Origin of the sequence: Marinobacter sp. F4216, from assembly GCF_019931195.1 — a bacterium.
GTDB classification, from domain to species: Bacteria; Pseudomonadota; Gammaproteobacteria; order Pseudomonadales; family Oleiphilaceae; genus Marinobacter; species Marinobacter suaedae.
Genome location: NZ_JAIOUO010000002.1, coordinates 937,834 through 960,495, shown reverse-complemented (window position 1 = coordinate 960,495; position 22,662 = coordinate 937,834). Strand labels below are relative to the sequence as shown.

Sequence of the window (22,662 nt, the reverse complement as noted above, 5' to 3'; positions counted from 1 at the left end):
TCCAGGAGAATCCTATGAAAAAGTTACACACACTCGCATTTTATGCACTGATCACGCCGGCCATAACTTTGGGTTCGGGTGTTTTACTCGCGACGCAGGGCGGTAGCGAGACCCCTGATCTGGGAGAGCAGAGCATGGGACAGGACGCTGCACCCGAAACGCAGGATATTGAGCAAGGCAAGACCGTCACCAAGTCCAAATACAATACTGGTGGGGCTGCCGGGCTAACTGATCAAAAGTCGGGCGACCAGCCAGGAATGGAAAACCGGGGCTATATGACTTCCATCCCGACTAATGGAACACGCGCGAGCAAACTGATTGGTACTGACGTAAAAACCGCCCGTGATGAGAAAGTGGGGTCGGTGAACGACCTGCTTATTGACCAGGAGGGTCAAATCGTCGCTGTCGTTGTTGGCGTCGGTGGTTTCCTGGCTATGGGTGAAAAGAATGTCGCCATTAGCTGGGACAAGGTAACCAAGTCAGGTGCTGCTGATGAGCAGCAACTGAGGATTGACCAGACCCGAGAGGAACTGGAGTCTGCGCCTGATTACGAAAAGCAGAAGTAACAGCCCGCACCCACTAAAAGGGAGGGGCTGGCAAAGGTGACATGATCGCCTCCAACTTCATCAGAAAGGAAAAGAACTATGAACATTTACAAAACCATGTTGGCCGTCTTGTTTGTGGGTGGTCTCACAATCACGCTGTCTGCTTGTGAACAGCAGGGGCCTCTAGAGGAAGCTGGCGAAGAAATTGATGATTCGGTCGAAGATACGGGCGATGCCATCGAAGATAAAACAGATGGCTAGTGGTTCGGGGATTGTCGAAAAATCCCGGTGGCTTAGGGTTTGACCGAGATAGACCCAAGCCGGTCCGCTTCACGTTTAACAACGGCGTAGCACTCGCAGCACAGTGTTTCGAGCTCGGCGTGATCAACTGCGGCAATGTGGCTGCGCCTGCACTGGATAATACCCGATCTCTGCAGTCTGCCTGCGGCTTCAGTCACGCCTGACGCCTGACGCCTGACGCCTGACGCCTGACGCCTGACGCCTGACGCCTGACGCCTGACGCCTGACGCCAAGCATATTGGCAATCAGTTCCTAGGCAATATTAAGTTCGTTGCCATGCAAACGGTCGAGTGACAAAACAGCCACCGGCAGGCAACAGGCAACCCCATTGCTTTGAACGACTGACCGCTATTTTCGCCGACACCCCATTAATGCGGTTTGTGAGCTAGAAGCGAATACAAATATGTTTGTGACGTGACATATATGCCTTTTCTCTATAGCTCAGGCCGTCGTTTTCACTGTCAAAACTTTGCCCTGACTGTGTTCGATAGCGTACCGACTGGAAAGAAAGACTTTGCCTAACCTCGAAGGCTGACCTTTAGCGCAGTGGGGCAGAGCGAGAAGAACGTACAAAGCAATCCTCCGGAGAGCAAGCAATGAACGAGAATCAAGGCAACCAGAGCGCAAACCAAAAGGAAGGCGTTGAGAAAGCGCCCGTCGAGAGAGGGGCCATCAATGGCGACAATCACTACCATTAATCCCGCGACGGAAAAAGAAGTCCATACCTACGACGTCATGACCGAAAAGCAAGCGACAGATCGGCTTGAATCCTGCCATACGGCGTTTCTGCAATGGCGCGAACTGACTCATCATGAACGGGCCCCCTATCTCAGGAAGATCGGCCAAAAATTGCGCGACAACGCCGATGAATTGGCCGCCTTGATGACCAACGAAACCGGCAAGCTCCTGAAGGACGGATACGTTGAAGTCGAACTCTGTGCAGCGATCTTTGATTACACCGCTGAAAACGGCCCCGACGCGCTAGCCGAAGAGGAGCGTGAGCAGGGGCTCAACGGTAAACGCGGCGTTGTCAGTTATCAGCCCATCGGCGTCATCTATTCAATCCAACCCTGGAACTTTCCGATCTACCAGCCGGTTCGTGTGCTGGCATCCAATCTGATGGCAGGTAACGGCTGCATTCTGAAGCACGCCAGTATCTGCACGGGGTCCGGTCTTCGTTTGCGTGAATTGTGCATTGAGGCCGGCTTGCCCGAGGACCTGTTCCAGGTTTTGGTGATCGATCACGACACCAGCGACAAGCTGATAGCCCACCCTATGGTCCGTGGTGTCACGCTGACCGGCAGCGACGGGGCAGGGCGACACGTCGGCGCTGTGGCCGCCAAAGCACTGAAAAAGACCGTGCTTGAACTGGGGTCGAATGACGCTTACCTGGTGCTTCAGGATGCCGATATTGAAACCGCCGTGAAATTTTCGGTTATGGGCCGACTTTATAACAACGGAGAGACCTGCGTTTCCGCCAAGCGGTTCATCGTGACCGACAAGGTCTATGACGCCTTTGTCGAGGCTTTCGTCGCGCAAATGCAGGACATCAACATGGGCGACCCCAGCGATGACAATACCCAGCTTGGCCCGCTTTCGAGCCAGGCGCAGTTCGACACCGTCAAGGAGCAGGTGGACGCCAGCGTCGCCAAGGGTGCCAAAATCCTCTGCGGTGGCAAAGTGCCCGACCAAACGGGTGCCTACTATCCCTCCACGGTGCTGGCAGACCTCAAGCCCGGAATGCCCGCCTACGACGATGAAATCTTCGGCCCCGTCGCGTCGATCATCCGCGCCAGGGATGACGAGGACGCCATGCGGCTGGCAAATGAAAGCCGCTATGGACTGGGCGGTGGAATCTTTTCAAGGGACGAGGAACATGCCTTGAAGCTGGCCCGTGATTACTTCGACACGGGCATGATCCGCATCAATTCGTTTGGTGCGGCTGATCCAAATATGCCCTTTGGTGGGGTCAAGGATTCCGGGTACGGACGTGAACACGGTGGCTTTGGTATGAAGGAATTCGTCAACGTAAAGTCGATTTTCCTGGCGTAACCGGGCTTTGGCTTTCGAGCCTCATTCTTTAAGTGAAAAATTTAAAGCACAGGAGAAAAAAACCATGTCAGAAATTAATGGCAAAGTTGTCATCATTACCGGGGCCAGCAGTGGTCTCGGTAAAGCAACAGCCCAACGTCTGGCCAAGGGCGGCGCCAAACTGGTGCTTGCTGCCCGCCGGGAGGAACGCCTTGTGGAGCTGCGCGACACGATCAGGGAGCAGGGTGGTGACGCTATTTACCAGGTTACCGACGTCACTGACCGCGCTCAGGTGGAGTCCCTCGCCAGGGCGGCGAAGGAAGCGTATGGCCGTATCGACGTGCTGATCAACAACGCTGGCCTGATGCCGCTGTCACCCCTGGATGAACTCAAGGTCGACGAGTGGGAGAAGATGGTTGACGTCAATATCAAGGGCGTGCTGTTCGGCATTGCCGCGGTACTGCCAATAATGCGCGAGCAGCACGTCGGCCACATCATCAATCTCTCCTCGATAGCCGGGCATAAGGTCTTTCCCGCGTCCGCCGTCTATTCCGCAACCAAATATGCCGTGAGGGCACTATCAGAAGGCCTTCGCCAGGAAGGCGATGGGGAAATCCGATCCACCAATATTTCGCCTGGGGCTGTGGCCACCGAGCTGACCAGTAAAATAAGCGACCCTGAGACTGCCAAGGGTGTCGATGAAATGTACGAGATGGCCATTGACCCTGATGCAATCGCCCGGGCGATTGCTTACGCCATCGAACAGCCGGCGGATGTCGATGTCAACGAGATTATCATCCGCCCAACCAGACAGCCTCTTTAGTCAAATCGATATTCGATCGCATCCAAATACCCAGCCCCCTGAGCGCTGCCCTGATACTCATGGCATTCGTCGGCGCGCTCGCCGCCGCAAGCCTTCCGCTGAAGCAGGAAACCATGGCCATGCTGGACATTCCCCACGGGCTCAAGCGACATTTGGTGTGCAACCGAACAGACAGACTTCTGTCAGTCCTTCAAAGTTGATAACAATGCACTGCGATTGCAGTGGCAAATTCGATGGATCCAGGGTCAGGTCTTGCCTTTTGCTTCCTACAGCAGAGGCAAAAGGCAAGACCTGACCCCGGGTAATCGATTAGGTTCGGGAGGGCGTCATGATCGGTTTAACTCAGGTATCGCAGAGCAATTATTTACCGACAGAGGGGATGAAGGAGCTTTTGCGGCGGTGGTTTTATCTGAAATTCGATCAGAAGATGAGCACCATTGAATTGATGGCCACAGCCTCCGATCTTCGAAATAAAAGCGCGTTGAGCATTGTGGCGCTGCTGGACGTCGACGAGCAAATGATATCTCACGTGGTGGGCAAGAAAAGGCTCATTTTTGTTCAGAACTGCCATGCGTACCTAAAGGACTCAGTAATCCATGCGGGGTTGGATTCCGACTTTTCAAACGACTGATATCTAAAACTGCCTAGTTTTTGTAGCCTGGCACCCAAGAAATGGAGATGAAGTATTCACTGTGTTCATTGCAACAAACGCACACGCTACTGCGCATAATGTATATTATGTTAAATTGCATATATTTTTCCCATACCAGTCAGGCAAACAATAACACTCTGTTTAACAACGCCCGCTTCACACACCGCCCCTTGCGGGCAAACGAAAAAGGCAGCCATCAGCTGCCCCTTTCCAAATCACATGATTTCTGCCTCGCGCAACATCCGATTGCGTATCGGCCAATCAATCTTTGCCGCCAATTCCATGGCAGGCTTTGCTCCCGCTTGCCCACTGCTGGATTGCATCGTATACCGGCCGGTAATTGGTCCCGGTATAGACATCGATCCGCGTCTGTTCCTCGTCATCTCGGGTGATATTGGCCGCCAGGATATAGACTCCACCGTCGGGCTGCCCCCAGTATGCGTTATTGAACTGCTGCAATGTCAGCTCCGCGCGTTCGTCGCTTACTTTGTTGAACTGCACGTTATTGCGTTCCAGCGTTGTAGAACCAGCGGTGAAATGGGCGCCGACCCTAACTTCTTCCAGATCTGTCGAAATGCAGCTGCCGACTTGGGATTGAAGATTCGCCACGGCATCTTCAAACGGCGTTGCTACCGACGTCGACTCGATGAGCGCCAAAGACTTGAACATGCCATCATAATTGGCAACTTCATCAATGTAGGCGTCACGGGACTGTGGGTACATCGCGGCACAACCAGAAAGAGTGACTGCCGCTCCTAGCGCGATTACAGACTGCTTTTTAATCATTATTTTCCCTGTACATTCCTTTATCCGAATTAACCTTGCTTCGCAAGACTACTGAAAAAATTAACAAAATCGGAGAAAGAAAGACGCGGAAAGCAGCCGGGACATTGTAGGCATTTGTAACCAGGGGAATCAGCAAGCCCGCGCCGCACCGGCGAGCCAACCAAAAAAACACAGTTAAACCACCTACTACTGAGACTCTGAAGGAACACGAAATCCTTGAACCTGTATGCCAGTCCCTCAATTTCGCGCCGCCAAACGTCCAGGTCTCACCTCAACCAGATCAAGCTACATCAAGCCACTTTACGTTTTTAGGTTTTGGACCTGCGCCTGAATCCAAGAGCAGCGAGACCCAGGCCAAGCAGAACCAGCGTTGCAGGCTCAGGGACAGTCGTCGAGGGACGCTTAACCGATCCAGCCTGGATAAACACGCCGGAATCCCAAACTGCGTCCCCTATATCCGCAATCGCCAGCTTCATTTTATGGGTACCGGCACTTAGTCCCACAATCGATGCGGTTAAGACACCAGTGAATGCACTGTACTCAACGTCAAATGTACCAGGATTGTTTTTAACCAACGCGCAATGATTATCAGCGCTACCAAAAGGATTCCCGCAATTAACGGTGTTAATTGAAATGGGATCGCCACCAATCGTCGCAACGTTAACGCCATTTATAAAGAAACCAAAAACATCATTGAACGTGCTGCCCACATAGTCGTTGTACTCTTCCGAGCCAAATACATAGCTGAACAAGAGGTCGCCACCATCTGATGAAAAATCAAACGCCAATACATTAGCGTCATTAGCTATTCCGCCTGCCAATGCCGCCAGATCTCCGTCACCAGGAGTCCCCAGCGAAAGACCTGCTGAGCCACTTATATTGGGGCCTTCAGCCAATGCGGCCTGTCCGGTGGTAAGCAAAATGCCGCTTTCAATGCCGAGCCCCGACGCCAAGCCACCAAAAAACAAGCCGGCCTGCCCGGACGCGCCGATGTACGAAATACTACCGGCATCAATGGCTATTCCAGATCCTGCGATAGCATTACCCAGCTCCTCTCCATTTGAGGTTGCTGTTACGGTAATCGCGGCGGCATTTGCACTGACAAACAATGCGCTGGCAGCCAGTGACGCTCCTGAGTGAGTTCTATTTATCATCATCACGGTCTTCTTTTTTCTTTTCTTATGGAATCTCGAAGACATCTCCATTCGTTCCATAATCATCCAGCAACGCGCCGGATTTCAGAATCCCCCGTACGGGGGGAATATCATGTCGGATGGGCATGTTAATGTTGCTGATGTGAAAAATAGATATAGGGTGCCGCACCCTTCCCTGTTTTCTTCAACATCGGCATATGGCATTGTTAAGCGGCAGTCTTGCGGTCCCATGTAACTTTCAGGCTCACAAAACACTGTAGCCTGAAGACACCCCGTCCCAAGTTTGCCTTTTCAGGATGGATCCGTTTTTCCAGCAAGGAGAAGCCGTTTTGTCCAATGAAGCCGCTCCATTTAATTACTCGCCCGATTATCACGACCTGGTGGGCCTTATTTACGATGCCATCAGTCACTCAAAGGGTTTTTTCCCTTTTATTCATAGGTTTACTCGCGTTTTTAATGGTGACAGCGCGTGCTTTGGCATATATGACCTTAGCACCGGCTCTGTCGTGGGTGCGTGGGCCGTCAACATAGCGGACGAGGCCCTTAAATTTTATGCGGAACACATAGCGGATTCGGATCCGCTATTGAAGGCGGCCCTGGAAGCCGATGAGGAAGGAAATCCAAGTTTTGTCGCAAGCAATTTGGATATCGAAAACGTAGATGCAATTCGGTCCCAAACGCCCATAGGGGAATTTATGGATCTTCTCCATGCGCATGACGCAGCGGGCGCTATTGTTTACCGTGATAAAAGTTACGTCGTCTTTTTCGCGATGCAAAGATCGAGCAATCGCCCCTCATTTCAAAAGGAGGAATTGGCCGAGTTCAACGTTTTCCTGCCTCACATGAGTCGCGCTGCGCGCCTGTACACCAAACTATCCAGCCTGGTCGACACCGCCCCACCTGCCGAACGGGCAGTCTTACAGGATCTAAATCGCGGAATATTGATAGTTGATGCAAGCTTTCGGGTTGTTTTTAGAAACGCCCATGCAGGCACCATAATTGCCAACACCGCCAATATTGAAATAAATAGCCAGGGTCTGGTTTCATTCAGCTCCGGAGCGCTGGCAAGATCCGTAATGGTCTCGCTCTCGAATGCCATCCGCGCCTCCGCCGAAGGCCGCGAGATGCCCGACACCATATTGTCCGTGCCGGACATTGACCGCACCATAACGGTTACTATTTCCCCGCTGCTCACTTCGAGGATTGAGCCTTCCGAAGGCGACCACGATCATAAGGCAGGAGCCATTGTAGGCTTGTATGATTGGTCTATCAGACCTCGCATTGATCCAGATATCCTCGAGACGGTTTTTAACCTGACGCCCTGTGAGGCAAAGGTGGCGGCAATGCTTGCTAACGGTGGCACCCTATCGGACATCGCCTCTAAGACTTATCGCACAAAGGAAACCGTTAAATCACACCTTAAATCGGTATTTCGAAAGACCAATACCTGTCGGCAGGCGGAGTTGGTAGCCATACTGGCCGCGAGCAGCGAGCTGGCCCAAATTACGCCATCCTGTCCGCATGACATGCCAGCACGGCAACCAAGAAAACATATTTAGGAAAGGGCTGACGAGCCAGGCAACATGCCATGACTCGCCAGAAATTCAGAGTCAGAACGCGATTCGCGCACCGACGACCGCAAACCAGTCTTCGGTGCTACCACCTTCGGCTCTGGCCAGGTCGGCGGTATCACCGTACTTGCGCTCATGAACCACACCAACGTACGGGGATAGGGAGCGATCCACGAGGTCATAGCTCAGCCTGAGCCCCGTTTCGGTAGAAACGAGCCCTTTTCCGACACCAATTTCCTCGTCCTCACTGAATGCGACCGTTGCATCGAACGCAGCGGCCAGAATCCAATAGTTGGTCAACAGCAATTCATACTCGGCGTCGAGCTCGGCTGAGGTATCGCCTTCGTCACTCACGTAGAAATTGGCATCAATTTCAAACCACTGTGGCGCCAGGCCCGTCACACCCAAAACTCCATAGGTTCGGTTCGGCCCTTCCGGCGTATCAAAGCGAACCCCTGCCTTGGCGTCGAAGAAGGTTGAGACTGGAATCTGCCCCACCAGCTGGTTTTCAAGCGTTTCGTAGGCCTTTTCCTCGATGGAGTACTCTCCTTTCGTCAGCCACCGGAGCTTGAACTCGTCCGTGCCGTAAAAGAAGTCGCCACTCCAGACGCCTAGTTCCTCATCGTCATCGCTGTAGCGATATTCCAGCTCTTCGAACTGCACGCCCCACAGCGTCAGAGGTTTTTTACGATCTGTGGTGTCGACCATCATCTCTTCCGCCGCGACAGCGGCCGGCGCCAGCAGTGAGCCCAGCACGCCTGCCGACACAAGAGACCGGATATAACTCATGCATCACCTCCTGCGTTGGCCGCGATATCCTGGTTCGCCTTCGTTGAATCCGGGCCTCCCTCAACAATCACCTTACGGAACATCCCTGCAGCTGCGTGGTAGGACAGGTGACAATGGAAAGCCCACTGCCCCGGTTCATCCACTTCCGTCTCCATGTAGACCGTCGTTCCCGGCTGAACACTCACCGTGTGCTTGATCGGGTTCCACTGCCCCGCTCCCACGTCCAGAATCGACCACATGCCGTGCAGGTGCATGGGGTGTGTCATCATGGTTTCATTCACGAATTTGAAACGAACCCGCTCGCCATATTTGAGACGGATAGGATCAGCATCTTCGTATTTAACACCGTTAATGCTCCAGCTGTAGCGCTCCATGTTGCCGGTCAGGCGGAGTTCAATTTCCCGGGTAGGTTCACGGAGTTCGTACAACGGATCCTGGGCCTTCAGGTCAGCGTAGGACAGGAACTTGCCACCATTCGCCGCCACCGGCATCAGTCCACTACCTGCGGCATAGAACGGATCACTGGAGTCACCCATGGCCATGGCGCTGTGATCCATGCCTTCCATAGAAGAGTGATCCATGCCAGCCATATCGTCGGGTTCACCCATATCCATATCACCGTGGTCCATGTCGCCATGATCCATACCGTGCATGCCACCCATGTCGGCCATGGTCAGACGGGACGCTTCCCGCATTTCGGGCACCTCGGCTTCCATCCCTTCTTCCGGTGCCAGGGTCGCCCGGGCATAGCCTGAGCGCCCCATGGATTCGGCAAAAATCGTGTAGGCCTTTTCATCCCGGGGCCGAACGATCACGTCATAGGTCTCAGCGACGCCGATACGGAATTCATCGACCGTTACCGGCTGAACGTTATTGCCATCCGCCTGCACCACCGTCATTTCCAGACCGGGAATGCGGATATCGAAGTAGGTCATAGCGGATGAGTTGATGAAACGAAGCCGGATGCGCTCACCGGGCTCGAAGATGCCGGTCCAGTTCTGCTCTGGCCCCTTACCATTGATCAGGCCAGTAAAGCCCTGAACATCCTCGACGTCCGCCTTCATCATGCGCATATCACCCCAGGCCATCCGGTCCTTGAGGGTGTCCATGAAGCCGTGCTCCGATGAATCCGAGAAAAATTCACCGACAGTTTGCTGCTGACGGTTGTAATAGTCCGGCATCATTTTCAGATTTCGCATGATGCGATCACCGGAATGCGGGTGTTTATCAGTCAGCTGAACCACGTATTCCCGGTTGTAGCGGAAGGGCTCACGCTTTTCCGGCTCGATCACGATAGCACCATAGGCTCCATCAGGCTCCTGGAAACCGGAGTGGCTGTGAAACCAGTAGGTTCCTGCCTGCTGAACAGGAAATTCGTAGGTAAAGGTTTCACCCGGCTGGATACCTGGAAAACTGATTCCCGGCACGCCGTCCTGCTGGAAAGGCAGTATCAGCCCGTGCCAGTGGATGGACGTCATTTCGTCCAGATTATTGGTCACATTGATAGTGACGGTTTCGCCTTCCTTGAAGCGCAATACCGGCCCGGGTGACGCCCCGTTGTAGCCGATGCCTTCCTTCACAAAATCGCCGGTATCAATCATGACCCGATCGACCGTCAGGTTGTATTCGCCAGCCATACCAAGCGCTGGCATCAAGAGGCCCAGCAGCCCCGCAACCATAGGTGTTTTCATGAACCACTACTCCTGCTTTAAGGCCGGGCCGTTTTACTGCTCAGCCAACCCCCTGGTGAAATTTACGTCGCCGTACATGCCGGCCTGGTAATGCCCAGGCACATTGCAGGCAAACTCGATACTGGACTGCTCGGTAAACTTCCAGACGATTTCCTTACTTTCGCCGGGCTCCAGCAACACGCTGTTGGGATCATCATGCTTCATGGAGTGGCCGTCACCCATGTCCATCTCCATCATGGCCCGATTCAACTTTCCACCTTGAATCACGCCATGCTCAACCATCATCTTCATTTCGTCCTGGTGAGCCTCATGCATGCCGGGCGTGCCAATGTTGAATTCGTGGACGAGATTGCCTTTATTCTCTACAACAAACCGAACAGTCTCACCCGGCTCAACGTCGATTTCCTCCGGCTCATAGTAATTGTCGAACATTTCTACATTGACGGTTCGACTGGCCTCGGAAGCGTTGCCCGGTTCGCCACTACTTGCACCATGACTGCCACCATGTGTGCCTGCGGAAAATGCCGTTGACGAAACCGACATTGCTGCTGCCAGAACCAAAACCTTTGATCCATTCATTCGATCTTCTCCTATGGAATAATTTTCAATCAGACGTCAGTCAGTACATTCGGGATGCTAGGCATTCCAAGAAATCGGTTGATACCATCGCGCATTAACCTGAATTCTTTCTGAAAATACGTAACTAATTCCCTTTCAGGTTGGATTCAGGTTCGTCGGTAACACTGTACGCGGCGAAAATTCCAGAAGGAACAAGTCCATGCGCCTACTACTCGTTGAAGATGACCGATTACTAGCTGACGGGCTGACTCGCCAGCTTGAAAAGGCCGGATTCAGCATCGATGTAACCCATACTGCCCGGGAAGCCAGCCTCCTGGGCGAGCAGGAAGAGTACCGAGCGGTTGTGCTGGACCTGGGATTACCTGACGGAAATGGCCTGGACGTACTCAGGAAATGGCGAGCCAGCCGTGTCAGCTGGCCCGTACTTATCCTGACCGCCAGAGGCGACTGGCAGGACAAGGTGAATGGCCTGAAGGCAGGCGCAGACGATTACCTCGCCAAACCATTCCAGACGGAGGAGTTGATTGCCCGCCTGCAGGCCATCGTTCGCCGAACCGATGGCAGAATTCATGCGGTGTTGAAAGCCGGGCGTTTCGAACTGGACGAAAATCGCCAGTGCCTCACCCTGGATGACGGAACTGAGCGCAGCCTGACCGGCACAGAGTTTCGCTTGCTCCGATGCCTGATGAGCCGGCCCGGCCATGTTTTCTCCAAGGAGCAGCTGATGGAACAGCTCTATAACCTGAACGACACCCCAAGCGACAACATCATCGAAGCCTATATCCGGCGTCTGAGAAAACTCGTGGGCAACGAAACCATCTCCACACGCCGCGGCCAGGGCTATCTGTTCAATGACGCTGATTAACCGCCCTGCGTCCGTCAAAGGCACCCTCCTTGCAGTGTTGCTGCCTGCCGGCATCGCACTGATGGCTGTCGCGTGGCTGATCCACGGCCTGCTGCTCGATCGAATGTCACGGGATTTCGTGGAAAGTCGATTGCAGGACGAAGTCGCCTTTCTGGAACACCAGATCCGGGAAGCCGGCGGCCGAGTCGAGGCCCTTCATACTGGCGATTATTTTGAAGACGTCTTTCATCATGCCTTTGCGATACATACACCAGAGAAAACCATTATTTCCCCCGAGTCATGGACCCCACTGCTCACGCCCCTGATCCAGTCCGGCCAGGATGGAACGCTTCAGGTTCGTGACGACAGCGCACCCGACGCCCCGGAAGAAATTCTCGCCTACCGCAATTCCTTTATTGTCGATGACACACCTGTGATTGCGATTGTTGCGGAAGACCTCGGAGCGCTTAAGGGAAGCCAGGCGGAACTGCACGCCTGGACCGCGATCGTTTCCGCACTATTGATCTTGCTATTGGTCGGCGTCATCTGGATGGGCATCACACTCTCCATGCGGCCTATGGTGTCCCTGAAATTGGCATTGAAACGCCTCCAGGAAGGCGAAATCTCCAGAATTGACGTGCAGTCGCCGGAGGAGTTCAAGCCGCTCGTTCAGCAACTCAACCATCTGCTCGATTCCCTGGATCAGCGCCTTGAACGCTCAAGAGACGCTCTGGCCAATCTGTCCCACAGTGTCAAAACCCCGATCGCCGCCGTCCGGCAGGTTCTCGAGGATGAAAGCCGCTCACTCGACAGTGACATGAGACGCCAGATGGCAACCCGGCTCGATGACATCGACAAACAACTGGAAGCGGAAATGCGGCGCAGTCGATTTGCCGGCCCCCAGGTCGGGAAAAGCGCTTACCCCATGAAACAGGCCCGAGATCTATTGTGGATGCTGGGACGCCTGTACCCGGACAAATCTTTTGAACTGTCTACCGAGCTGACCGAAGAATCCCGGTGGCCCGTCGAAGAGCAGGATTTGAATGAAATCCTGGGAAATCTGCTCGATAACGCCGGTAAATGGTCAAAAAACTTCGTTGAACTTCAACTAAACCAGACGAGCCATTCCGCAAGAATCGTCGTGACCGATGACGGCCCGGGCGTCGGTGAGAGCGAGCTGGGAAATCTGGGGCAGCGCGGGCTGCGCCTTGACGAGCAAACGCCAGGCCACGGCCTGGGGCTGGCGATCGTTGGCGACATCATTGAGCGCTACGCCGGTCAACTGACTTTCAGCGCCGCCTCCAGCGGGGGGTTACAGGTCACGATCGACATTCCTAATTGACTATACATTCGCGAGAAAAGCGGCAGGTGCCACACCAAAAAAACTGCACCTGTGGCTTTTTAGACCGAATTTCATGAGCTAAGCAGCGTTGAGGGCGAGATGAATGATCTATACAATCAAAGCATCTGGCCACATACATCTGGAGCTCCAGTTTGCCCCCCAAGCCCCGCTACCAACAGATCAAAAGTTTTATTCTCGACGGCATTGAACAGGGGGAATTTGAGCCTGGCAGCCGAATTCCCTCTGAACATCAGCTTGCCGATCAGTTCAGCGTGAGTCGTATGACGGTCAACAAAGCGATACGGGATCTGGTGCAGGAAAACCGACTGGTTCGATACCCCGGCCTCGGAACCTTTATTACCGACGCCAAGGCAGAGTCTCCGCTCGGTGAGATCCGGAATATTGCGGACGAAGTCCGGCAAAGAGGCCACACCTACAGCTGTCAGGTTATACATCTGGAACAAGTGTCTGCCAATGAAACCGTAGCCATGCAGATGGGCTCGCCTATTGGGACCCAGGTGTATCACTCTGTGATTGTCCACCAGGAGAACGATCACGCCATTCAGCTCGAAGACCGCTATGTATCAGCCGATCTTGTTCCGGATTACATCAATCAGAACTTCGGGCAGATTACCCCGAACGAATATTTGTCCAAGAATTGCCCGATTTCGAGCGTGGAGCACGTTGTTGAAGCGGTGTTGCCAACGGAGCGCCAGCAGGAATTGCTGAGCATCAGTGGACACACGCCATGCATTCAGGTCACCCGGCGCACCTGGTCGGACGGCCGACTGGCCTCCTTTGCCACCCTGACCCACCCCGGATCACGCTATAAGCTGCGCTCCATCACCAACCTCCAGGGCTGATTGTCCAGCCACATCGAATCTGATACTTCCCCTGCCCCGGATTTAAGATCTGCACCACCTCCGCTAAAACGAAAAAGGCTCCGACACTCCTCCCCCCAAATCCGGGCAGGAGCGACGGAGCCTCAGCCAGTTTCTTGGCTTTAGCGAACGCGACCGATTACAGAATCACGGCAGCAGCCCAGCCAAAGACCAGCAACGGCAGGTTGTAGTGCAGGAAGGTCGGAACAACCGTATCCCACATGTGGTTGTGCTGACCGTCAACGTTCAGACCAGCAGTGGGCCCAAGCGTGGTGTCAGACGCCGGGGAGCCTGCGTCACCGAGCGCACCGGCTGTACCAACCAGCGCAACAATCGCCATCGGGGAGAACCCAAGCTGATCCGCAAGCGGAACGAAGATGGCCGCAATAATGGGCACGGTAGAGAAGGAAGAGCCAATACCCATAGTGATCAGCAGGCCAACCACCAGCATGGCGAAGGCAGCCAGGGCACGGTTGCCTTCAACCGCCTGAGCAGCAACGGTAACCAGCGAGTTGATATCACCGGTTTCGCGGAGAACTTCCGCGAACCCGCTGGCCGCGATCATGATGAAACCCACCATGGCCATCAGCTTCATGCCCTGGGTGAAAACGTCTTCGTCTTCATCCCACTTCAGGATGCCGGACAACATGAACACCAGGAAGCCAACCAGACCACCAAAGATCATGGAGCCGGTGTAAAGCTGGGTGGCAAACGCCAGAACCAGAGCAGTCACCGCCATGATCAGGGTGCGCGGAGAGTATTTGGCGTCGTTGTTTTCAACGCGTGCAATACGCTCCTTGTCGTAGGTGCGCTTGCCACGATAGGTAAAGAAAACAGCGATCAGCAGACCAACCAGCATGCCCAGCGCGGGAATAATCATCGCCTTGAACGGGCTCAGGCCAGCAGTCTCCACACCACTTTTTTGAATGCTGCCGAGCAGAATGTCGTTCAGGTAGATGGCACCGAAACCCACCGGGAACAGCATGTAGGTGTTCACCAGACCAAACGCCAGCACACACGCCACCAGACGACGGTCCAGCTGCAGCTCAGCCATCACATACAGCAGAGGCGGAATCAGCAGCGGAATAAACGCGATGTGAATCGGTACGATGTTCTGGGAAGAGACGGCTGCCGCGATCAGTGCTGCGATCAGGCCGTACTTGATCATGCCAACCTGACGTTCGTCATGCTGACGATTGATCATCGATGCGACCTTATCAGCCAGCATGTGCGGAATGCCAGATTTGGAAATCGCAACCGCAAAAGCGCCCAGCAGCGCGTAGCTCAGGGCAATCTTGGCGCCACCCTGCAAGCCATTATTGAAGGAGTTGATTGTGTCCTCGATGGACAACCCACTCATGGAACCGGCCAGCAAAGCGGCGGTAATGAGGGAAATAACCACATGGACACGCATCAGACTCAGCCCGATCATGACCAGTACACTCACCAGTACAGAGTTCAGTCCCAGTGATACTGAAGTGAACGCCTTCATCAGCAGGTATGCCGCAATCACCAAAAAGGAGATCAGGACAAACTTCGATACGGTGGACCCCTCGGAACCACCAGCCGTTATTTCTTTACTCATGGAAGATCTCGCCTAGCTTTTTATAGTTGTTCGAGTACTTTCCTTGCACTTCCCCTCCCTGAACTGACGAACAGAGCAGGGAGGCGAGAAAGTGCAAGCCTCGTGCGGGCTTCCTGCCCCTTTTCTTCTCCCGAATAAGGTTGTCGCTTAGCGCGACACGCTCGGCAGCATTCCGGCCGGCATGTGCGCATTAAAGGCTGCCGACTGAATCAATGCTTGAGCTTTTTCGATATCAGGCGCGAAGTACCGGTCCTTGTCATAGAAAGGAACGATCTCACGCAACTGAGCCTTGCAGGTTTCCACACGATCCGACGCCCTCAACGGGGCACGGAAATCCAGGCCCTGACAGCCGGCCAGAAGCTCAACAGCCAGAACACCCGAGGTGTTTTCAGCCATATCCCGAAGGCGACGGGACGCGAAAGTCGCCATGGACACGTGGTCTTCCTGGTTCGCGGAGGTGGGCATACTATCCACTGAGCCTGGATGTGCAAGGGTTTTGTTCTCGGACGCCAGTGCCGCCGCAGTAACCTGAGCAATCATGAAGCCCGAGTTAACCCCGCCATTGTTCACCAGGAACGGCGGCAGCTTGCTCAGGTTGGTGTCAATCAACAGCGCCATACGACGCTCGGACAGCGCGCCAATTTCAGCAATGGCAAGTGCCAGGTTGTCGGCAGCCATCGCCACCGGCTCGGCGTGGAAGTTGCCACCGGAGATGAAGTCGTTTTCGTCAGCAAATACCAGCGGGTTATCGGAAACCGCGTTCGCCTCGACCAGCAGAACCTCGGCGGCCTGACGGATTTGCTGCAAGCACGCCCCCATAACCTGAGGCTGGCAACGCAGGGAATATGGATCCTGAACCTTTTCGCAATCCTCGTGGGACTGGCCGATTTCAGACGTCTCACCCAGCAGGTGACGGTAAGCCGCAGCTGCATCGATCTGACCAATCTGACCACGAACGGCGTGAACGCGCGGATCGAACGGACGACGGCTACCCAGAGCCGCTTCCACGGAAACAGCTCCGGCCACGGTGGCCGCAGCGTATACGTCTTCGGCCGCGAACAGGCCCTGCAGAGCAAATGCGGTAGAAGCCTGAGTGCCGTTCAGCAGCGCCAGACCTTCTTTCGGCGCCAGGGTGATCGGTTCAAGACCCGCAATGCGCAGACCTTCAGCGCCGGACATGCGCTCACCCTTGTAGGTGACTTCGCCTTCGCCCAGCAGCACAGTGCTCATGTGAGCCAGGGGGGCCAGGTCGCCAGAAGCACCGACAGACCCTTTTTCAGGCACGCACGGGTAAACCTCGGCGTTAACCAGCTGGATCAGCGCTTCGATCACGGACAAGCGAATACCGGAGAATCCGCGCGCCAGGGAGTTGATCTTCAGCACCATCATCAGGCGGACAGTGTGATCGCTCATCATCCGGCCAATACCGGCAGCGTGAGACAGAACGATGCTGCGCTGCAGCAATTCCAGGTCTTCCGGTGCAATACGGGTGTTGGCGAGCAGACCAAAGCCGGTGTTGATGCCGTAAACCACTCGACCTTCGTCGATGGCTCCCTTCACCGCCGCACTGCTCTTGTGAATTGCCTCGTGGCTGGCGGGATCAAGATCCAGCTTTACTGGAGCGTTGTTGACTTGGCGAAGTTCCGCGAGAGTCATCTCTCCCGGACGAATAGTCAGATTAGTCATCTGTGATGTACCGCGTTATTCAAAGAGTTGGAAACCGACCCGCACCTTATACAGCGGGTCGGCGCCTATACCTAGCCGGGGAACTACTGATCCAGCATCGGCAGATCGAGGCCCTGTTCCTTGGCACACTTGATAGCAATGTCGTAACCAGCATCCGCATGGCGCATAACACCCATCGCCGGGTCGTTACGCAGAACGCGACCCAAGCGCTTGTCAGCCGCTTCGGTACCGTCCGCGACGATAACCACACCGGCGTGCTGGCTGAAGCCCATGCCTACGCCACCACCGTGGTGCAGGGACACCCAGGTTGCACCGCCCGCAGTATTCACCAGGGCATTCAGCAGGGACCAGTCAGATACGGCGTCTGAACCGTCCTTCATGGCTTCGGTTTCGCGGTTCGGGCTGGTGACGGAACCGGAATCCAGGTGGTCACGACCGATAACAATCGGGCCCTTCAGCTCGCCGTTGCGAACCATTTCGTTGAACGCCTGCCCCAGACGGGCACGATCCTTCAGACCCACCCAGCAGATACGGGCCGGCAGACCCTGGAACGCGATGCGCTCGCGGGCCATGTCCAGCCAGTTGTGCAGCTTGGGATCGTCCGGGATCAGTTCTTTAACTTTCTGGTCGGTCTTGTAGATGTCTTCCGGATCGCCAGACAGGGCAACCCAGCGGAAGGGACCAATGCCTTCACAGAACAGCGGGCGGATGTAGGCAGGAACGAAGCCCGGGAAATCGAAGGCATTCTCAACGCCCTTCTCTTTCGCCATCTGGCGGATGTTGTTGCCGTAGTCAGTTGTCGCAGCCCCACGCTTCTGGAGTTCGAGCATGGCGCGAACCTGAATGGCCATGGACTCTTTTGCAGCATCAACCACCGCAGCTTCGTCCTTCAGGCGCATCTCTGCGGCATCCTTCAGGGTCCAGCCCTTCGGCAGGTAGCCGTTCAGAGGGTCATGGGCGGACGTCTGGTCAGTTACAACGTCCGGCACAATTCCGCGCTCAACGATTTCCGGGAAGATATCGGCGCAGTTGCCCAGCAGGCCAACAGAAACCGGCTTACCTTCAGCCTTGGCCTCTTCGATCATGCCCAGCGCTTCGTCCAGGGTGTAGGCCTTCTGGTCAACGTAGCGGGTACGCAGACGGAAATCGATACGAGTCTCATCGCACTCAACCGTGAGACAGGAGAAGCCGGCCATGGTAGCGGCCAGTGGCTGAGCACCACCCATGCCGCCAAGACCACCGGTCAGAACCCAACGGCCAGACGCATCACCACCGAAGTGCTGCTGAGCCATCGCGGCGAAGGTCTCATAAGTGCCCTGAACGATGCCCTGGGAACCGATGTAGATCCAGGATCCGGCCGTCATCTGGCCGTACATCATCAGGCCTTTCTTATCCAGCTCGTTGAAATGCTCCCAGTTGGCCCAGTTCGGCACCAGGTTGGAGTTGGCAATCAGAACACGCGGCGAGTCCGGGTGGGTCTTGAAAACGCCGACCGGCTTACCGGACTGAACCAGCAGGGTTTCGTCGTCTTCCAGACGCTCCAGAACTTCAATGATCTTGTCGTAGCACTCCCAGTTACGGGCGGCGCGGCCGATCCCGCCGTAAACCACGAGGTCTTCCGGGCGCTCAGCAACATCCGGGTGCAGGTTGTTCATCAGCATGCGCTTGACCGCTTCGGTCAGCCAGCTCTTGCAGGTTTTCTCAGAACCAGTCGGAGCCTTGATAACGCGGCTCGGATCGTGACGAGTGTTAGACATTGTTTTAGGCCTCACTTAACAATTGAGTAGACGAGACGCGCCGCAGCACGGGCAGTCCAGTTATCGATATCGTATTCAGGGTTGTATTCAGCGATGTCAGCCACCTTTAGCTTGCCGTCCTGCCGAATCACCGAGATCAGCGGCTCCAGGACATCAAGCCCTACACCACGCGGGGCCGGCGCACTCACGCCAGGGGCCACGGAAGCGGGCAGCACATCAAGATCAATGGTCAGATACAGAACGTCGCAGCCATCTATGAACTGCTGGAGCTGATCCTTAATTTCATCAAGTTGATGAAGATTCATGTCGGCGTCTTTGCGATACAAAACGCCCAGCTCATCGGCACGCTTAAACAACGCCGGCGTATTGGACAGTTCGCTGACTCCCAGGCAGCAATACTTGAACTCGGCGCCTTTTTCTTCGCAGCACCTGGCGATCTGATAGAACGGCGTGCCGGAGCTGCACCCGTTGGTATCAAGGCGCAGATCAAAGTGGGCATCAAAGTTGATAATGCCGATACGAGTATTGTCGCCGACCGAATCCAGATAATTGTCCAGCCCCAGCCAGGTGCCGAATGCCACTTCATGGCCGCCACCCAATACCAGGGGAAAATGACCCGCTGAGAGGCAGGCCTTTACGCGGTCTGCCAAGGCACGATGAGCAGCTTCAAGCTCCTGACCTTCACACGTCACATTGCCGGCATCGTAGGCATGACGATCAAAGGGCCAGGGAAGGTTTGCCAACGCACGGCGCAGCAAATCCGGAGCCTGACGAGCACCGATCCGGCCCTGATTGCGACGAACACCTTCATCACTGCAAAAGCCGATCAGTGCCGTACCAGCAGCACCCTCTTCCAACGGTTTAATCACCTGATGAAGACGGCTCGCCAGGTCAGCCTGTTCTTCCGGATCAACGCGACCCTGCCAGATTTCTTTGAAGTCCAGCTCAGACATTCGCCACCTCCCCACCAACGATGCGCTGACGAATCGGATTGACACCGAACTGATAGGCCAGTTCCGCCGGGCTCTCGATGTCCCACAGCAGCAGGTCGGCCTTCATGCCCGGGCGAATCTGACCAAGCTCCTCACCCTGCCCCAGCGCCATCGCGCCGTGACGGGTAACGCCAGCAAGAACCTCTTCAGGCGTCATCCGGAAGAAGGTGCAGGCCATATTCAGCGCCAGACGCAGGGACGCCAGAGGTGAAGAACCCGGATTGAGATCGGTTGCCACGGCCATAGGCACCTTGTGTTTGCGCAGCAATTCAATCGGCGGCAGCTTGGTTTCACGCAGGAAGTAGAAGGCACCGGGCAGCAAGGTCGCGACCGTGCCCGCTTTCGCCATGGCCTCTACACCCTCTTCATCAAGCCATTCCAGATGATCGACGGACCAGGCATCGTAACGGGCAGCCAGTGCTGCACCGTGTTGGTTGGATAGTTGCTCAACGTGAGCCCGGATGCCCAGGCCATGCTCCTTCGCAGCTTTAAACACCCGCTCACACTGATTGGCGGAAAAGGCGATGGTCTCGCAGAACACATCGACGGCGTCAGCCAGCCCTTCTTCTGCGGCAGCGGGGATGATCTCGCTGCAAATCAGATCGATGTAGGCGTCCGAATCGTCTTTGTACTCAGGCGGAATAGCATGGGCGGCCAGCAGAGAGGTGGACACTCGAACCGGGTAACGACGCCCCAGCTCGCGGGCAGCGCGGAGCATGTTCAGCTCTGCTTCCGGGTTCAGGCCATAACCGGATTTGATTTCGACGCTGGTCACACCTTCACGCATCAATGCTTCAAGGCGAGGCACGGCCAGCTCAACAAGTTCATCAACCGTTGCAGCACGAGTGGCCTTGACGGTTGACAGAATACCGCCACCTTCCTGGGCGATCTGCTGGTAGCTGGCGCCTTCAAGACGAAGTTCAAACTCACGCGCACGGTTGCCGGCGAACACAAGGTGGGTATGGGCATCAATCATGCCCGGGGTCATCCACCCGCCGCGACCGTCAATCAACTCGGCGCTCGCCGGCAAGTTGTCCAACTGTTCCATTGCCTTGATATCAACGATCTGATCGCCACGGACAAAGATCGCCTGATTGAGGCGGGCGCCGTAGGGGGCGGCCTCACTCCGGTCGAAGGTGGCCAGATTGACATTAATCCAGATGCGTTCGACAGATTCGCTCACGAAAAACTCCGGCTAAACTAAATGTATATACAACCATATACCAGTTTATTTACGGAGCGCAACGAATTCACCCAAACACGCGTAGTGGTTTTCCTCTATTCCCATGCATACAGTCAGGGTTTTCGCCGGGGCGAAGCCGCCAATCAAGATCCACCTACCACATCGAGCGCGAGTTCTTTTTCTGCTCATGCAAATCTTCGGCGCTAACCCGATCCCAGAACCGCCCGCCGATCATCTGCTCCGCGTCATAGGTGCTCACCAGGTAATTGGCGAGCTCGCCCTGGAGCGATTCATTCTTCACTTCAAAGGTCCAGAGCGAGAGTCTTCCCCGCCGGTCCTCGACAAGAATGCGCAGGCTTCAAGAATGTCGCCCCGATCATTCAGCTCCCGGATGGCAAACTCAAGGCGCCGCCACATGTGGCGATTAAAGCCTGGCTGCTGGGGCGACATATTCGATAGCAAGAAAGTCTCGCTGTTCTGAATCTCCTGAATATCCTGATTGGCACTGGCCACCAGATGCCCGCGATCGTACCCACTCCCCTTGTATGCACCCAGCCCGGCCCTGAAGCGCGTCGGCACCCGGGTATCTGCCCGAAAATCGTCAAACCGCTCTGCTTCGGTCAACAGGTGCTCGTTTCTGTTAATGATTTCCAGAGTCCACTTGGCTTGCCGAAAGTAATACGAGTAACCAATAGTGAAGTGCCTGCCGGTCAGGACCTCATCGCAAACAGGCGCGCCATACCGCAATTCCGGCTGTATTTGAAACGGATCGTTCATGACGAAACCTCCCGCGCGAAGGGGCCTTAAAAGTACAGAGGGGAGCTTTTACTTTAGCGGGTTTTCTGCCGGTAACCTGCGCGGCCAGAGAAGGCGAAGGGCACCGCAAAGCGCCTGGAGAAAATGGCAGATAAAAAGGCAGCAGCCCTGACCATAAAACGCCAGAGCTGGCTAAAAATGATACTCAACTAAAAATGCGAAAAAAAGAGCCGGAAGGATACGAATCAAAGCGCCTGATGCAACAAATCCAACTGGGAATCATCCACCAGCGTCCGCTCTCGCTCAAACTGCAACCAGGTGCGCACCCTGCTCTCAATCATCAACCTGTTTCGACAGGCCCAGACATACTGTCCAGCCGTATTTAGCTGGCACTCCATCTGCGCACCATGTTTTCGTGCCGTCGCCATATGTCGCTTGAAGGTTCTGTCCGGCATATCGCCAAAGCTCTTGCGAAGCTCTTCCGACGTGAGATTTCGGGTGTCGAGGACAGCGGAGATGATTTCGAGGGTGGTTTTAAAATCGCGGTACATGACTACTGCCGATGCCAGGTTTTGGCGCGCCATTATAGCGATGCCAGTTTCCGGCACAAGCCTTACCCTGTGTCAGATTTTGGCGCACCGCCTTCGGGGGCCGAATTTCCGGACAAAGTAGCCATACAGTCTCGCCTGAAAGGTGGCGAAGCCAGTTTCTGGCA

The 22,662-nt window shown here is 55.1% G+C and carries 23 protein-coding genes and 1 pseudogene; 9 read left to right on the top strand and 15 right to left on the bottom strand.

All coding sequences use genetic code 11. From position 1 onward, the window contains the following. Nucleotides 1-14 precede the first annotated feature (14 nt). On the top strand, nt 15-566 hold the full coding sequence (locus K8I84_RS04945; protein ID WP_223793598.1) for a PRC-barrel domain-containing protein: 552 nt from the start codon (nt 15-17) through the stop codon (nt 564-566). Nucleotides 567-644: 78 nt separating this feature from the next. Continuing rightward, complete coding sequence (locus K8I84_RS04940; RefSeq protein ID WP_223793597.1) at nt 645-806, top strand: hypothetical protein; 162 nt, start codon at nt 645-647, stop codon at nt 804-806. Between the two features lie 32 nt (nt 807-838). Here K8I84_RS04940 and K8I84_RS16900 read toward each other — a convergent pair. Then, nucleotides 839-1,156 (bottom strand): annotated as a pseudogene (locus tag K8I84_RS16900) (hypothetical protein); the annotation flags it as partial. A 364-nt stretch (nt 1,157-1,520) separates the two neighbouring features. On the opposite strand from K8I84_RS16900, the gene K8I84_RS04935 reads away from it, so the two are divergent. Together K8I84_RS04935 and K8I84_RS04930 are read left to right on the top strand one after the other, a co-directional pair. Further along, nucleotides 1,521-2,897: an NAD-dependent succinate-semialdehyde dehydrogenase gene (locus K8I84_RS04935; RefSeq protein ID WP_223793596.1), complete on the top strand. Its 1,377-nt coding sequence runs from the start codon at nt 1,521-1,523 to the stop codon at nt 2,895-2,897. 64 nt (nt 2,898-2,961) lie between these two features. Next, nucleotides 2,962-3,699, top strand: coding sequence for an SDR family oxidoreductase (locus K8I84_RS04930; RefSeq protein WP_223793595.1), 738 nt, complete (start codon nt 2,962-2,964; stop codon nt 3,697-3,699). Here K8I84_RS04930 and K8I84_RS04925 read toward each other — a convergent pair. After that, entirely contained in the window at nt 3,696-3,851 is a 156-nt protein-coding gene (locus K8I84_RS04925) for a hypothetical protein (protein WP_223793594.1), read from the bottom strand. The genes K8I84_RS04930 and K8I84_RS04925 overlap by 4 nt on opposite strands. Nucleotides 3,852-4,027: 176 nt before the next feature. On the opposite strand from K8I84_RS04925, the gene K8I84_RS04920 reads away from it, so the two are divergent. Continuing rightward, entirely contained in the window at nt 4,028-4,330 is a 303-nt protein-coding gene (locus K8I84_RS04920; RefSeq protein ID WP_223793593.1) for a hypothetical protein, read from the top strand. Nucleotides 4,331-4,612: 282 nt separating this feature from the next. On the opposite strand, the gene K8I84_RS04915 is transcribed toward K8I84_RS04920, so the two are convergent. Continuing rightward, on the bottom strand, nt 4,613-5,137 hold the full coding sequence (locus K8I84_RS04915) for a hypothetical protein (protein WP_223793592.1): 525 nt from the start codon (nt 5,135-5,137) through the stop codon (nt 4,613-4,615). A gap of 308 nt (nt 5,138-5,445) precedes the next feature. Then, nucleotides 5,446-6,294, bottom strand: a complete 849-nt coding sequence (locus tag K8I84_RS04910) for a choice-of-anchor L domain-containing protein (protein WP_411722657.1) — start codon at nt 6,292-6,294, stop codon at nt 5,446-5,448. A 326-nt stretch (nt 6,295-6,620) separates the two neighbouring features. Between K8I84_RS04910 and K8I84_RS04905 the strand changes: the two genes are divergently transcribed. Next, nucleotides 6,621-7,850, top strand: coding sequence for a helix-turn-helix transcriptional regulator (locus K8I84_RS04905; protein ID WP_223793590.1), 1,230 nt, complete (start codon nt 6,621-6,623; stop codon nt 7,848-7,850). 51 nt (nt 7,851-7,901) lie between these two features. Here the strand turns inward: K8I84_RS04905 and K8I84_RS04900 are convergent, their stop codons facing one another. Genes K8I84_RS04900 through K8I84_RS04890 form a run of 3 tightly spaced genes read right to left on the bottom strand, consistent with a single transcriptional unit; the run spans nt 7,902 to nt 10,921 of the window. Next, on the bottom strand, nt 7,902-8,651 hold the full coding sequence (locus tag K8I84_RS04900) for a copper resistance protein B (RefSeq protein WP_223793589.1): 750 nt from the start codon (nt 8,649-8,651) through the stop codon (nt 7,902-7,904). Further along, entirely contained in the window at nt 8,648-10,342 is a 1,695-nt protein-coding gene (locus K8I84_RS04895) for a copper resistance system multicopper oxidase (protein ID WP_223793588.1), read from the bottom strand. Before K8I84_RS04895 ends, K8I84_RS04900 begins: the two co-directional genes overlap by 4 nt. 33 nt (nt 10,343-10,375) lie before the next feature. Continuing rightward, nucleotides 10,376-10,921 (bottom strand): plastocyanin/azurin family copper-binding protein, encoded by a 546-nt coding sequence (locus K8I84_RS04890; RefSeq protein ID WP_223793587.1) that lies wholly within the window; start codon nt 10,919-10,921, stop codon nt 10,376-10,378. A 199-nt stretch (nt 10,922-11,120) separates the two neighbouring features. On the opposite strand from K8I84_RS04890, the gene K8I84_RS04885 reads away from it, so the two are divergent. From K8I84_RS04885 to hutC, 3 genes are all read left to right on the top strand, one after another. Further along, a complete protein-coding gene (locus K8I84_RS04885; RefSeq protein WP_223793586.1) occupies nt 11,121-11,786 on the top strand; it encodes a response regulator transcription factor in 666 nt (221 codons plus the stop codon). After that, nucleotides 11,773-13,107 (top strand): sensor histidine kinase, encoded by a 1,335-nt coding sequence (locus K8I84_RS04880; RefSeq protein ID WP_223793585.1) that lies wholly within the window; start codon nt 11,773-11,775, stop codon nt 13,105-13,107. Before K8I84_RS04885 ends, K8I84_RS04880 begins: the two co-directional genes overlap by 14 nt. Before the next feature lie 152 nt (nt 13,108-13,259). Next, nucleotides 13,260-13,970, top strand: coding sequence for a histidine utilization repressor (gene hutC / locus K8I84_RS04875; RefSeq protein WP_223793584.1), 711 nt, complete (start codon nt 13,260-13,262; stop codon nt 13,968-13,970). Between the two features lie 157 nt (nt 13,971-14,127). On the opposite strand, the gene K8I84_RS04870 is transcribed toward hutC, so the two are convergent. From K8I84_RS04870 to K8I84_RS04835, 8 genes are all read right to left on the bottom strand, one after another. Beyond that, the gene (locus tag K8I84_RS04870) at nt 14,128-15,450 is read right to left on the bottom strand and encodes a Na+/H+ antiporter family protein (protein ID WP_223793732.1); all 1,323 of its coding nucleotides are present in this window, start codon (nt 15,448-15,450) and stop codon (nt 14,128-14,130) included. A 270-nt stretch (nt 15,451-15,720) separates the two neighbouring features. Beyond that, complete coding sequence (gene hutH / locus K8I84_RS04865) at nt 15,721-17,259, bottom strand: histidine ammonia-lyase (protein ID WP_223793583.1); 1,539 nt, start codon at nt 17,257-17,259, stop codon at nt 15,721-15,723. Nucleotides 17,260-17,342: 83 nt separating this feature from the next. Then, complete coding sequence (hutU, locus tag K8I84_RS04860) at nt 17,343-19,016, bottom strand: urocanate hydratase (RefSeq protein WP_223793582.1); 1,674 nt, start codon at nt 19,014-19,016, stop codon at nt 17,343-17,345. Between the two features lie 11 nt (nt 19,017-19,027). Further along, nucleotides 19,028-19,969: a formimidoylglutamase gene (gene hutG / locus K8I84_RS04855; RefSeq protein ID WP_223793581.1), complete on the bottom strand. Its 942-nt coding sequence runs from the start codon at nt 19,967-19,969 to the stop codon at nt 19,028-19,030. Further along, on the bottom strand, nt 19,962-21,191 hold the full coding sequence (gene hutI / locus K8I84_RS04850; protein WP_223793580.1) for an imidazolonepropionase: 1,230 nt from the start codon (nt 21,189-21,191) through the stop codon (nt 19,962-19,964). The genes hutG and hutI overlap by 8 nt, the downstream gene beginning before the upstream one ends. A gap of 154 nt (nt 21,192-21,345) precedes the next feature. Continuing rightward, nucleotides 21,346-21,492, bottom strand: a complete 147-nt coding sequence (locus K8I84_RS04845) for a hypothetical protein (protein ID WP_223793579.1) — start codon at nt 21,490-21,492, stop codon at nt 21,346-21,348. Then, on the bottom strand, nt 21,489-21,968 hold the full coding sequence (locus K8I84_RS04840; protein ID WP_223793578.1) for a DNA/RNA non-specific endonuclease: 480 nt from the start codon (nt 21,966-21,968) through the stop codon (nt 21,489-21,491). Before K8I84_RS04840 ends, K8I84_RS04845 begins: the two co-directional genes overlap by 4 nt. A gap of 224 nt (nt 21,969-22,192) precedes the next feature. Continuing rightward, entirely contained in the window at nt 22,193-22,498 is a 306-nt protein-coding gene (locus K8I84_RS04835; protein ID WP_223793577.1) for a hypothetical protein, read from the bottom strand. Nucleotides 22,499-22,662 lie beyond the last annotated feature (164 nt).